The 11,880-nt window shown below is 72.4% G+C and carries 14 protein-coding genes; 8 read left to right on the forward strand and 6 right to left on the reverse strand.

From position 1 onward, the window contains the following. Positions 1-73: 73 nt before the first annotated feature. On the forward strand, positions 74-835 hold the full coding sequence (locus ACFQU3_RS04540; protein ID WP_385907145.1) for a hypothetical protein: 762 nt from the start codon (positions 74-76) through the stop codon (positions 833-835). On the opposite strand, the gene ACFQU3_RS04545 is transcribed toward ACFQU3_RS04540, so the two are convergent. Next, entirely contained in the window at positions 819-1,991 is a 1,173-nt protein-coding gene (locus tag ACFQU3_RS04545) for an SGNH/GDSL hydrolase family protein (RefSeq protein ID WP_385907148.1), read from the reverse strand. The genes ACFQU3_RS04540 and ACFQU3_RS04545 overlap by 17 nt on opposite strands. A gap of 138 nt (positions 1,992-2,129) precedes the next feature. Between ACFQU3_RS04545 and ACFQU3_RS04550 the strand changes: the two genes are divergently transcribed. After that, a complete protein-coding gene (locus tag ACFQU3_RS04550; protein ID WP_385907151.1) occupies positions 2,130-3,500 on the forward strand; it encodes a cystathionine beta-synthase in 1,371 nt (456 codons plus the stop codon). Positions 3,501-3,584: 84 nt separating this feature from the next. On the opposite strand, the gene ACFQU3_RS04555 is transcribed toward ACFQU3_RS04550, so the two are convergent. Then, entirely contained in the window at positions 3,585-4,172 is a 588-nt protein-coding gene (locus tag ACFQU3_RS04555; RefSeq protein ID WP_385907154.1) for an HhH-GPD-type base excision DNA repair protein, read from the reverse strand. A gap of 75 nt (positions 4,173-4,247) precedes the next feature. Between ACFQU3_RS04555 and ACFQU3_RS04560 the strand changes: the two genes are divergently transcribed. Further along, positions 4,248-5,291 (forward strand): DUF695 domain-containing protein, encoded by a 1,044-nt coding sequence (locus tag ACFQU3_RS04560; RefSeq protein ID WP_385907156.1) that lies wholly within the window; start codon positions 4,248-4,250, stop codon positions 5,289-5,291. Between the two features lie 13 nt (positions 5,292-5,304). Here the strand turns inward: ACFQU3_RS04560 and ACFQU3_RS04565 are convergent, their stop codons facing one another. Beyond that, positions 5,305-5,961: an IMPACT family protein gene (locus ACFQU3_RS04565; RefSeq protein ID WP_385907159.1), complete on the reverse strand. Its 657-nt coding sequence runs from the start codon at positions 5,959-5,961 to the stop codon at positions 5,305-5,307. 107 nt (positions 5,962-6,068) lie between these two features. On the opposite strand from ACFQU3_RS04565, the gene ACFQU3_RS04570 reads away from it, so the two are divergent. Continuing rightward, positions 6,069-6,431, forward strand: coding sequence for a fluoride efflux transporter FluC (locus ACFQU3_RS04570; protein WP_385907162.1), 363 nt, complete (start codon positions 6,069-6,071; stop codon positions 6,429-6,431). Beyond that, the gene (locus ACFQU3_RS04575; protein ID WP_385907165.1) at positions 6,428-6,793 is read left to right on the forward strand and encodes a fluoride efflux transporter FluC; all 366 of its coding nucleotides are present in this window, start codon (positions 6,428-6,430) and stop codon (positions 6,791-6,793) included. The genes ACFQU3_RS04570 and ACFQU3_RS04575 overlap by 4 nt, the downstream gene beginning before the upstream one ends. Here ACFQU3_RS04575 and ACFQU3_RS04580 read toward each other — a convergent pair. Continuing rightward, positions 6,786-7,475 (reverse strand): sirohydrochlorin chelatase, encoded by a 690-nt coding sequence (locus ACFQU3_RS04580; RefSeq protein WP_385907168.1) that lies wholly within the window; start codon positions 7,473-7,475, stop codon positions 6,786-6,788. The two genes, ACFQU3_RS04575 and ACFQU3_RS04580, sit on opposite strands and share 8 nt — an antisense overlap. A 157-nt stretch (positions 7,476-7,632) precedes the next feature. Here ACFQU3_RS04580 and cobA point away from each other — a divergent pair, with 157 nt between their 5' ends. Then, positions 7,633-8,655, forward strand: coding sequence for a uroporphyrinogen-III C-methyltransferase (gene cobA / locus ACFQU3_RS04585; protein ID WP_385907171.1), 1,023 nt, complete (start codon positions 7,633-7,635; stop codon positions 8,653-8,655). 122 nt (positions 8,656-8,777) lie between these two features. Continuing rightward, a complete protein-coding gene (locus tag ACFQU3_RS04590) occupies positions 8,778-9,911 on the forward strand; it encodes a uroporphyrinogen-III synthase (RefSeq protein ID WP_385907320.1) in 1,134 nt (377 codons plus the stop codon). Here ACFQU3_RS04590 and ACFQU3_RS04595 read toward each other — a convergent pair. Next, entirely contained in the window at positions 9,901-10,290 is a 390-nt protein-coding gene (locus ACFQU3_RS04595; RefSeq protein WP_385907174.1) for a winged helix-turn-helix transcriptional regulator, read from the reverse strand. The genes ACFQU3_RS04590 and ACFQU3_RS04595 overlap by 11 nt on opposite strands. Before the next feature lie 95 nt (positions 10,291-10,385). Between ACFQU3_RS04595 and ACFQU3_RS04600 the strand changes: the two genes are divergently transcribed. Then, positions 10,386-11,249, forward strand: coding sequence for an SDR family oxidoreductase (locus tag ACFQU3_RS04600; protein WP_385907177.1), 864 nt, complete (start codon positions 10,386-10,388; stop codon positions 11,247-11,249). Positions 11,250-11,422: 173 nt separating this feature from the next. On the opposite strand, the gene ACFQU3_RS04605 is transcribed toward ACFQU3_RS04600, so the two are convergent. Beyond that, positions 11,423-11,869 (reverse strand): nitrite reductase (NAD(P)H) small subunit, encoded by a 447-nt coding sequence (locus ACFQU3_RS04605; RefSeq protein ID WP_385907180.1) that lies wholly within the window; start codon positions 11,867-11,869, stop codon positions 11,423-11,425. Positions 11,870-11,880 lie beyond the last annotated feature (11 nt).

Genomic DNA, 11,880 nt, shown 5'->3' on the forward strand with positions numbered 1-11,880 from the left:
GTTCTCGGCGCCGGCTGCGCCGACCGCGCCCGGGCCTCACTCCGGGCCATCCGACCATCAGGGGGACCACCCAATGAAGACCTTCACGACCCGCGTCGTGGCCCTGTCGGGCGCGCTCGCGATCAGCCTCGGCGCCGCCGCGTGCTCCAAGTCCGACACGCCGACATCGACCACGTCGGGCACGACGCCGGCCGCCTCGGCAAGCTCGACGAGCTCGACGGCGACGGCGGCGGGCGACGCCCCGGAGGCCTCCGAGATCCTCACGAAGGCCAAGGAGAACGCGCTCGCCGCGAAGTCCGGGGCCTTCGTCGGCGAGGTCAACCAGAGCGGCAAGACCATCAAGATCGACTTCAAGGGCACGAGCGACGGCAAGACGGCCGACATCGCGATCGAGATGCAGGGCGACGGCAAGGCCCGCATCATCTCCCTCGCCGACGGCATCTACATCCAGGGCGACGAGACGTTCTGGAAGAAGCAGGGGGCTCCGGCGTCGGTGCAGAAGGCCGGCGACAAGTTCATCAAGGCTCCGGCGTCGGCCGCGTCGATGACGGAGAGCCTCTCCCTCAAGTCGTTCCTGGAGAAGGCCTTCGGTGCGGTCACGCCCGAGCAGCTCGCCACCGACGTGAAGAGCGAGACCGTCTCGGGCGTGGACTGCTGGGTCCTCACCGACGCGAAGGGCAAGACGGAGGGCGCCCTATACGTCTCCAAGGACACGTTCGAGGTCGTCCGCTTCTCCGGCTCGGCGTCGAGTCCGGGTCAGCTCGACTTCTCCAGGTGGAACCAGGACCTCGGCATCAAGGCCCCCGAGGCCGGCCAGATCATGAAGATCGGGTGAGGCCGCTGCTCACTCGTCCAGAGGGGTCGTCCGGGCCGGGCGGCCCCTCTGGCGCGTCTGCGGCCGGGGTCCCGGCGGCGACAGCCTGAGGCGACCCGGCGGCACGCGTCGTCGGTTCGGCAGCACTCCCGGTTGCGGGCGTGCTCCCGGGCAGCCCCGGGAGCGGAACCGCGGGGCGGATGCGGTGGAGCAGGACGGCCCAGCGCCCTTGGGCCCCGCGGGACTGCCCCGCGACCACGGCCGGTGCGACCTCGGTGCCCGGCTGTGTGACGGCCTTCGTGGCGGCCTTGGAGACGGGGCCGACGCTCTCACCGCGGCGCAGGTTCGGCTCGATCGGAGTGCTGCGCTCGCCGAACAGGTCGAGCGCGGCACTCACGGTCGGCAGCAGCGCGGCGGCGACGCGGGCGTAGCCCGCCGGGCTCGGGTGGAACCGGTCCTTGCTGAACATGACGGTGGGCTCCGACGAGAAGGCGTCGCTCAGCAGGTCGCCGACGGAGACGGCGCGCCCGCCCGCCTCGACGACGGCAACGGTCTGCGCGGCAGCGAGGTCGCGCGACCACCGTCGCGCGAGCAGCCGGAGCGGCTGGGCCACCGGCTCGATGGCGCCGAGGTCGGGGCACGTGCCGACGACCACCTCGGCACCGGCCTCGCGCAGGCTCCGCACGGCCATCTCGAGGTGGCGCACGGCCACCGAGGTGTCGATGCGGTGCGTGACGTCGTTGGCACCCACCATGATGACGGCGACGTCGGGACGGGGCACGGCCGCGAGCCCGCGCTCGACCTGCTCGTCGAGGTCGGGCGACTCGGCACCGATGACGGCGACGTTGGTGAGCTGGACTGGCCGACCGCTGAACGCGGCGACGCCGCTCGCGACCGTCGCGCCGATGGTCTGGTGGGCGTGGTCGGCGCCCATGCCGACCCCGGTCGAGTCGCCGAGCACGAGGAAGCGGATCGGCGTGCCGTGACCGGAACCGTAGGTGCCGCTGTCCTCGGGAGCACCTTCGAACGCCTGCCCGACGATCCTGCGGGCCATGGTTGCCTCGGCCCTGATGAGGGCGTAGCCGAGCAGGCTGAGCGCGCCGAGGCCGGCCACGCCCATCCCGCTGCCGTATGCCGCAGCCTGCGCGATCTTGCGCGCGCGCCGTGCACGCCCCATCTCGAAGGCCCCCTTCTTCCGTCGTCGAACCGGGTGCACCACGGTAACGCCCGGACCCGACGCTCCGTGCCCGTTCGCCACGTTCGCACACAGGACCACGTGTCTCGTCCAGTGGGACGCCCCTCCTAGGATGGTCGGGTGAAGTACGCAGAGAACGTCGTCGACCTCGTCGGCAACACGCCACTGGTCAAGCTCGGCTCCGTCGTCGCCGATGCGGGGGTGAGGTGCACCGTTCTGGCGAAGATCGAGTACTTCAACCCCGGCGGGTCCGTGAAGGACCGCATCGCGCTGCGCATGGTCGAGGCCGCAGAGCGCGAGGGCCTGCTCAAGCCCGGCGGCACCATCGTCGAGCCGACGAGCGGCAACACGGGCGTGGGCCTCGCCCTCGTGGCCCAGCGCCGCGGCTACTCATGCGTGTTCGTGTGCCCCGACAAGGTGAGCCAGGACAAGCGTGACGTGCTCAAGGCGTACGGCGCCGAGGTCGTCGTGTGCCCGACCGCGGTCGAGCCCGAGCACCCCGACTCGTACTACTCGGTCTCCGACCGCCTGGTGCGCGAGATCGACGGTGCCTGGAAGCCGAACCAGTACTACAACCCCGAGGGCCCCAACAGCCACTACCTGACGACCGGTCCCGAGGTCTGGGGCGACACGGACGGCAAGGTCACGCACTTCGTGGCCGGTGCCGGCACCGGTGGCACGATCAGCGGCACCGGCAAGTACCTCAAGGAGGTCAGCGACGGCGCCGTGCGCATCATCGCCGCCGACCCCGAGGGCTCGGTCTACTCGGGTGGGACGGGCCGCCCGTACCTCGTCGAAGGCGTCGGTGAGGACTTCTGGCCCGGTGCCTACGACCCGTCGGTCGTCGACGAGGTCATCGCCGTCAGCGACGCCGACTCGTTCGAGATGACGCGACGGCTGGCCCGCGAGGAGGGGCTGCTCGTCGGTGGCTCCTGCGGCATGGCCGTCGTCGCGGCACTTCGGGCCGCGAAGGACCTGCCCGAGGACGCCGTCGTCGTCGTGCTGCTGCCCGACTCCGGACGTGGCTACATGAGCAAGATCTTCAACGACGAGTGGATGCACTCCTACGGCTTCCTCAACGACCACACGGAGGAGACTGTCGGGTCGGTGCTGCACAGCAAGTCCGGCGACATGCCGGCACTCGTGCACACCCACCCCAACGAGACGATCCGCGACGCCGTCCAGATCCTGCGCGAGTACGGCGTCTCGCAGATGCCGGTCGTCAAGGCCGAACCGCCCGTCATGTCCGGTGAGGTGGCCGGCTCGGTGAGCGAGCGCGCCCTGCTGCAGGCGCTCTTCACGGGCAAGGCGCACCTCGCCGACTCGGTGGAGAAGCACATGGAGCCCGGCCTGCCGCTGGTCGGCGCCGGCTCGCCCGTGTCGGCCGCACGCAAGGAGCTCGAGGACTCCGACGCGATCCTCGTCGTCGAGGACGGCAAGCCGATCGGCGTGCTGACCCGCGCCGACCTCCTCGGCTTCCTCGCGAGCTGAGCCGCGCGTCTCGCACGGGTAGGCCGCCGGGCTCGCTTCCACGAGAAGCGAGCCCGGCGGCATACGTAAGGAAAGTCCTGGGGCTCAGGCCTCTTGGACGGCCTTCGCCTCAGCCTTCTTGGCCTTCTTGAACTCTCGCACCTTCAGGCGGGACGAGTCGTCGACGACGTCGGCGATCGAGCGGTGCCCCGGCTGGCCGTAGTCGCCGGTGGCCTCCTGCCACCCGTCCGGTGTGACGCCGAACTGCTTGGCGAGCAGGGCCGCGAAGATCCTGGCCTTCTGGTCGCCGAAGCCGGGCAGGCTGCCGATGCGGCGGACGAGCTCGGCACCGCTGCCGACACCGGCCCACACGTTGGCGGCGTCGCCGTCCCACTCGTCGACGAGCGCTTGGCAGAGCTGCTGCGTGCGCGTCGCCATCGAACCCGGGAAACGGTGCAGCGCCGGTGGCGTGCGGAAGTGCTCGAGGAGCGTCTCCGGGGGCAGGGCAGCGATGGCCGCGGCGTCCAGCCGACCGCCGGGCTCGACGCCCATGCGCTGCGCGAGGACGCTCGGCGACGTGAAGGCCTTCTCCATCGGGATCTGCTGGTCGAGCTGCATGCCGAGCAGCAGCGCCAGGGGGTCGCGCTCGAGAAGCGCGTTCGCGTCGTCGGTGGAGCCGAGGTGCAGTGCCATGTGAACCATCTTGACGTATGCAGCTCGGCCCGGTCGCCAGAGCGCGTGGCGACCGCGGTCGGGCAGGATGGCGACATGGGTTTGTTCAGGCGCGGCCGGCGCGACGAGACACCGCCAACCGACGCGATCGCGGACTTCTGGGGGTGGTGGCGCAGGGAGGGCGCGACGGCAACCGCGTCGGCGGTCGCGGACCACGCGCCGGAGCGGGCGGGCCAGGCGATCAGCGCGCACGTCGGGGCGATCCACCCGGACCTCGCGTGGGAGCTGGCCGCCGGCAGGAGCAGCGCCCACATGCTCGTCGTCAGTCCTGAGGGCAACCCCGACCTGCGCGGAACCGCACGCCGGTGGCTGCGTGCCGCTCCTCCGGCTGATGCGGCCTGGGCCTATGCCGACACCCGTCAGCCCGTCGAGGACCTCGACGGGCTGGAGCTGGAGGTCAACGGACGCGTCATCGCCTTCAAGGACGTCGTCATCACCGCGCGTCGCGAGGGGCTGCGCATCCCGGTCGCGGTCTACCACCCCGTCTTCCCGGACGTCGACGACAGGACCCGCCTGACGATCACCTACCTCGCGCTCGATGCGGTGCTCGGTGAGGAGGACGTCGAGTGCTGGGTCGGTGAGGTGACGGCCGCGGAGTCGAGCCCGCTCGACGCGTTCCCGATCACGTGGCTGCGGGGCCTCGTGCGCGACCTCAAGGGGGAGCACACGACACCGGACGGCGAGCCGCAGTACGTCATGTTCCAGGGCAACGGCGCCGAGGGACCGCTGGTGGCGATGGCGCAGGTGCCCCTCGCGGCTGCGACGGCGCCCGAGCTCGACACCCACGTGGCGGTCTTCCTGCCCTACCTGTCGACGGACGACTCGGGCCTGCCGAGCCCCGGCTCGCTGGACTCCATGCGACGCCTGGAGGACGGGCTCACGGTCGACCTCGCGGGCACGGGCCGGATCGTCGCCCACCAGTCGTCGGCGGGCACGCGCGTCCTGCACGTCTACGTCGACGGCACGACCGGTGCCGCCGAGCTCGTGCGTGTGGCAGCCCAGCGGTGGACCGAGGGTTCGGCGTCCGTCACGGTGACGCACGACCCGGGCTGGGAGATGGTGTCGCACCTGCGGGGATGAGCTCCCTTGCGGCTCAGTCGTCCCCGCTCGCCTCGACCCACGATGACTCACCTGGGTTCACGCGTCCGACACCGGAGGTCAGGGTGGCCACGGTGCGGTCGACCTCACCGACGGCCTCCGGCGCGGCAGCGAGGTGGAGGCGCATGCCGGTCGCGAGGTACTCGACGTCGCCCACGGCGACACCGGCAAGACCGCGCAGGGCGTGCTCCACCCGAGGCCCCACCGCATGGTCGACGTCGACGACGCGTCCCTTGCGCAGCTCGCGCACCACGGGTGTCGCCGTGTCGAGCGCTGCGGTGACGGCGTCCCCGTAGGCGCGGATCAGGCCACCGGTGCCGAGCAGCGTGCCGCCGAACCACCGGGTCACGACGGCAACGACGTCGGTCAGGCCGCGGCCGCGCAGCACGTCGAGCATCGGGGCCCCGGCCGTGCCCGAGGGCTCCCCGTCGTCGTTGCTCCGCGCCGTCGCCCCGTCGGGACCGAGCACGAAGGCCGTGCAGTGGTGGCGAGCGTCACGGTTGCGTGAGCGCACCTCGTCGACGAAGGCGCGTGCCCCATCCTCCGTCGATGCCGGCGCGACGTCGCAGAGGAAGCGCGATCGCCGCACCTCGGTCTCCGCGGCGGCCGGGGCGGCGAGGGTCACGTAACGGCGTGGCGGGCTCAGCGGCATACCTCCTCGGTCGCGTGGAACGCTCCGAGTATGACGGGCGCCCCGGGGAGGGGCGCTGTGGCGGGCACGTCGCGCGTGACGCACGGGGCTGCTGAGACAATCGCGGCATGCATCCCTTCGCCGTGGCCATGGGTGGCGCCGTCGGCACGCTGCTGCGGCTTCTGCTCACCACCGGGGGCGGAGGTGGGGGTGGCTGGGATCTGCGGATCAGCGTCATCAACGTCGTCGGGGCGTTCCTGCTCGGCGTCCTCGCGCGGATCCCCGTGCGACCTCAGGTCCGTTCGCTGCTCGGCTCCGGCGTGCTGGGCTCGCTGACGTCGTTCTCCGCGCTCAGCATCGCCCTCGCCGACGCGACGCCCGGGTACGCCGTCGCGCTCGGGCTGCTCACGAGCATCGTGCTCGGGGTGGCCGCAGCCGCCGTCGGCATGTGGCTCGGCCGCTTCCTGACGTCCAGGGCGGAGGCCGCGTGAGCGCGGTCGCCTGGTGGGGCTGGGTGGCCGCGGTCGCGGCCGGCTCGGCCGGGGCACTGCTGCGCACCTGGCTGGTCCGGCGGCTCGCGAAGCGACCGGTGCCGCTCGGGGTGCTCGCTGCCAACACGATCGCCTCCGCCGTCGGTGGGGCCGTCGTCGCCGACCGGGAGGCGCTCGGCGTCGTGTGGTCGCTCGTTCTGGTCGGTGGGTTCTGCGGCGGGCTCTCGACGCTGTCCACCCTGGCGGCCGACACCGTCGAGCTGTGGCTCGAGAACCGCCGGCGGGACGCCCTGGGCAACGTCGTCGCCAACGTCGCCGTCGGGCTGGCTGTGGTCTGGGGCGCGTGGGCGGTCGTCAGCTGAGGTAGCGCTCGACCACGATGTCGACCAGCTCGTCGGGGACGGGTTCGTCGGGCAGCAGCAGGGGCGGGGTCACGACGTCGGCACCCGACGCCGATGCGAGATCGGCGAAGAACCCCGGCGCGAGGAGGTACGTCGCGACGACGACCCGTCGACCCGGAAGGTGTTGGGCCGCAACGGCATCCGACAGCCTGGGCTCCGCCGCCGACAGGAAGGCAGGGGTGACCGGACGGTCGAGCAGCCGGCTCAGCGCGGCGGCAACCGTGCGGCAGTCCTCGACGGCCGAGGGCTGCGACGAGCCCGCCGCCCCGAGGACGACGACGTCGTCGTCGCGCAGCCCGGACGTGAGCAGCCGCCGGCGCAGGAGCTCTGCCAGCCGGTCGTCGGGGCCGAGGGCCGGCGCAACCGTCGTGCCGGGTACTGCGTCGGCAGCCTCGGTGAGGTCGACGTAGACGTGGTACCCCGCGGACAGCAGCAACGGCACGAGCCGACCCCCGCGTACGCCGCCGAGCGAGGCGAGCACCGCAGCGGGCTCGGGCTGCTGGACGTCGACGTAGGCGGCCCGGACGGTGAGGTCGGCGCGGCGTGCCGCCACCGCCGCCACGAGCCCCTCGATCGCGGCCCGCCCGGCCGGTGACGACGTGCCGTGGGCGGTGGCGACGAGCACTGGCGCTTCGCTGGTCATGTCGCCACTGTGTCAGGTCGGCGCAGCGCACCCGTCGGGGACCGCCGGGTGAGCCGGTCGTTACCGGGGCATCCCACGATCGAAACGCAGACGAAACACGCGCTTCCTACCGTGGGTACCGACGCAAAACGCGACCGGCGACGGAAGGGAGTCCGCCGTGCTGATCGACATCGACCTCACCGGGCTGCCCGTCCTGGTCCTCGGTCCTGCGGGACTCACGGCATCCGTCGTCCGCCGTTACGAGCGCGCGGGCGCCGCCGTCACGCTGGCCACGTCGCCCGCCGAGGCGACGACCGACGTGTGCGCGCGCGCACGCGTGGCGGTGCTCGTCGGCCCCGCGTCGACGTGGACCTCGGCACGCGAGGCGCTCACGGGCCGGGCCGCCGTCGTCTCGGAGCCGGTGCCGGACACACCCCGTGGCCGCGTCGTCCTCGTCGGTGCGGGTCCCGGGGGTCCCGAGCTGCTCACACTCGCCGGGCTCCGCGCCCTCGCCACCGCAGACGTCGTGCTGACGGACCGCCTCGCGGAGGTCGGTGACGTCGCGGCCCTGGCGCCAGGCGCCGAGGTGATCGACGTCGGGAAACGGCCGGGCCACCACGCCGTGCCTCAGGACGAGATCGAGCGGATCATGGTGGAGCGGGCTCTCGCCGGGCTCACCGTCGTGCGCCTCAAGGGCGGAGACCCGTACGTCTTCGGCCGGGGCGGGGAGGAGGTCGCGGCTGCCGTCGAGGCCGGGCTGCCGGTATCCGTCGTGCCCGGGGTCACGTCGGCCGTCGGCGTTCCCGGGGCGGCCGGCATTCCCGTGACCCACCGCGGTGTCAGCCACGTCGTGACCGTCGTCTCGGGCCACGTGCCACTCGAGCCACGCCGGGCCGAGTCGCTCGCCGGACTCGGGGGCACCATCGTCTTCCTCATGGGCATGCACAACCTCGTTCCCCTCATGACCGCGCTCGCGCGGGCCGGTCTCCCCACGGACACCCCGGCCGCCGTCGTCGAGCGCGGCTTCACCCCCGACCAGCGCAGCGTCGTCGGCACGCTCGGCACCCTTCCCGACCTCGCGGCCCGAGCGGGCGCCGCCTCACCTGCCGTCATCGTCGTCGGTGAGGTCGTTCGGCAGTCGGAGGTCTGGGCCCGCCGGGTCGCGACCCTCGACGCCGCCCCCATCGGTGTGGTCGCGTGAACGAGCTACCGCCCGAGCAGGCAGGCTCGGCGCCGACCGGCAGCGCGCCCACTGACAACGCGCCCACCGACAGCGAGGGGAGCGGCCGGCGCTCGCACCCGGCCACGCAGTGGTCCGCCCAGCTGAACGAGGCGGACACGGACGCCGCGAGGGTCGAGGCGAGTGGTCCGGTGCTCGAGGGCTTCCGGATCGCGGTCACGTCGGACCGCCGATCCGACGACCTCATCGACGCCTTCGTGCGCCGTGGTGCCGAGGTGCTGCACGCGCCCGCCGTGCGCATCGCGCCGGTCGACGAGGACGAGATCCTCGTCGGCGACACCCGGGCCGTCATCGAGAGCCGGCCCGACATCGTCATCGTCACGACGGCATACGGCTTCCGACGCTGGATCGAGGGAGCCGACGCGGCCGGTCTGGGCGAGGACCTCGCCCGCACCCTCGACCGGGCGCGCATCATCGTGCGCGGCCCGAAGGCGCGTGGGGCCGTGCGGGCCGCCGGCCACGACGACGACGGCATCGCCCACGACGAGCGGACGGCCTCGACCGTCGGCCTCGCGCTCGAGGACGGCGTCCCCGGCAAGCGCGTCGCGGTGCAGCTGCACGGGCACGAGGACGTCGAGCAGCTCGAACGGCTGCGCTCGGCGGGCGCCTCGGTCCTCACGGTCGCGCCGTACCGCTGGGTGCGACCCACCGACGAGAGCAGGCTGGGTCGGCTCATCGCCGCGGTGGCGGCCCGGGAGGTCGACGTCGTCACGTTCACGTCGGCACCCGCTGTCGACGGGCTCGTGTCGGCGGCAGCCCAGCTCGGGATGGACGGCGTCCTCGTCGATGCCATGCGGTGCGGGGTGACGGCGGCTGCCGTCGGGCCGGTGACGGCCGCACCGCTGCTCGACCTCGGCATCACGCCGATCGTGCCCGAGCGCTTCCGGATGGGCGCGCTCATCCGGACGGTCATCGAGCACCTGACGCTCAACGGTGTCGAGGAGGTCCAGACGGCGCTCGGCCCGCTCGTCGTGCACGGGCGCGTCGTGACGTTCGGCGGCGAGACGGTGACGCTGGCCCGCGGACCGCGGGCGATGCTCGCCGCGCTCATGTCGGAGCCTGGTGCGGTGCTGAGCCGGGAGCGGCTGCTCGACGAGCTGCCCGACGCCGAGAACGAGCACGCGCTCGACATGGCCGTCAGCCGGCTGCGCTCGGCGCTACCCGACCGCCATCTCGTGCAGACGGTCGTGCGGAGGGGCTACCGCCTCAACGTGTGAGGGCCGCCGCCTCCGCGTCGGCGAGGATGGCCGGCGCGTTCTCGACGATCCAGACCATGAGCGGCACCATCCGGGCAGCGAGCTCGGTGCCTCGATCGGTCAGGGAGTACTCGACGTGCGGCGGGACGACAGCCCTGGCGTCGCGGTGGACCAGCCCGTCGGCCTCGAGCATGCGGAGCGTCTGGGCCAGCATCTTCTCGCTGACGCCCTCCGCACGTCGGCGCAGCTCGCTCCACCGCAGCGGCTCGCCCTCGGACAGGGCAAGGATGACGAGCGTGCCCCACTTGCTCGCCACGTGGTCGAGGACGACTCGGCTGGGGCACCCGGATGCGTAGACGGCGTCGGGGAAGTAGTCGCGCAGCGTCTGACTAACTTTCATATCAGTACCTTACTTCAAAGTGGGTACTAACTCTTGGGAAGTATGCCGTGGAGTGGGTCGTTCTCACAGTGTCCGACCCTCTCGAAAGGAACGTCATGACCCTTCTCGTCACCGGTGCCAGTGGCCACCTCGGCCGCCTCGTCGTCGAGTCACTGCTCGACCGTGGCACGTCCGCGTCCGACATCGTCGCCACCGCCCGCAAGCCCGAGACGCTCGCCGACCTCGCCGAGCGGGGCGTCGAGGTGCGCCGCGCCGACTATGACGACCCCAGCTCGCTCGACACGGCCTTCGCCGGCGTCGACCGACTGCTCCTCGTGTCCGGCAGTGAGGTCGGTCAGCGAGTCGCCCAGCACGCCAACGCGATCGACGCCGCGAAGCGCGCCGGCGTCGGCTTCGTCGCGTACACGAGCGTCACCCGGGCAGGCACGTCTGACCTGGCGCTCGCCGCCGAGCACCGCGCCACCGAGGAGCTGCTCGCAGCCTCGGGTCTGCCGCACGCCCTGCTGCGCAACTCCTGGTACCTCGAGAACTACACGGGTCAGCTGCCGACGGTCCAGGAGCACGGAGCCGTCCTGGGTGCCGCGGGTGACGGCCGGGTCAGCGCGGCTACCCGCGCGGACTACGCGGCGGCTGCCGCGACGGTGCTGGCCGGCGACGGGCACGAGGGTGCCGTCTACGAGCTCGGCGCCGACCATGCGTTCTCTCTCGCGGAGTACGCCGCTGCGGTGAGCCGCGTGACCGGGCAGGAGGTCACCTACCGTGACCTGTCCGTCGAGGACTACACCGCAGCCCTCGTGGCGGCCGGCCTGCCCGAGCCGTATGCCGCCCTGCTCGCCGACAGCGACCGCGGCATCTCCGCCGGCGCGCTGTTCACCGACACCGGAGACCTGTCACGTCTCGCCGGCCGCCCCACGACGGGCGTCGAGGACGCGGTGCGCGCCGCTCTCGTCCAGGTCTGACCACCGGGTGAAAGTGCCCACTCGACGGGGGAGAAGCACTGTCGAGTGGGCACTTCGCACCGCGGCGTGTGGGTGCGAAGTGCCCACTCGACCGAAAAGCACTGTCGAGTGGGCACTTTGCACCGCGGCGTGTGGGTGAAAGTGCCCACTCGACGTGGGAGGGGGCCGGCGGGTCAGGGGAGAGGGATGCCGATGCGCACGATGCCGTGGTGGACGCGGACGCTGTAGGTCGGCAGGGCCACAGCGGCGTTGTCGGGGTCGTCGAGGGCGACGCCGGTGCGCAGCGAGAAGACCTGCTTGAGCAGGGGTGAGGCGACCGTCGGCTCCCCGGCGTGGTCGCCGGTGAGTCCGCGGGACATGACCGCGGCGCCGGAGTACGGGTCGATGTTGTCGACGGCGTAGATCATGCCGTTCGACAGCAGGAAGAGTGCGGCCTGGCCGCCGCCGGGCAGCAGCACGGCGACGCCACGGCCGGGCACGAGCACGTGCAGCGCACACGCCGCGACCCACTCCTTGGGGCCGGGACCGGGGAGGATGCCCGGGCGGACGACGGTGCGGGCGGGCCGGACCGCCACGTCCTCGACGGGCGTGAGCTCGGGAGGGGTGATGAGACTCGTCATGATGGGGATCC

It is taken from the genome of Terrabacter sp. GCM10028922 (assembly GCF_042666095.1).
Lineage (GTDB): Bacteria > Actinomycetota > Actinomycetes > Actinomycetales > Dermatophilaceae > Terrabacter.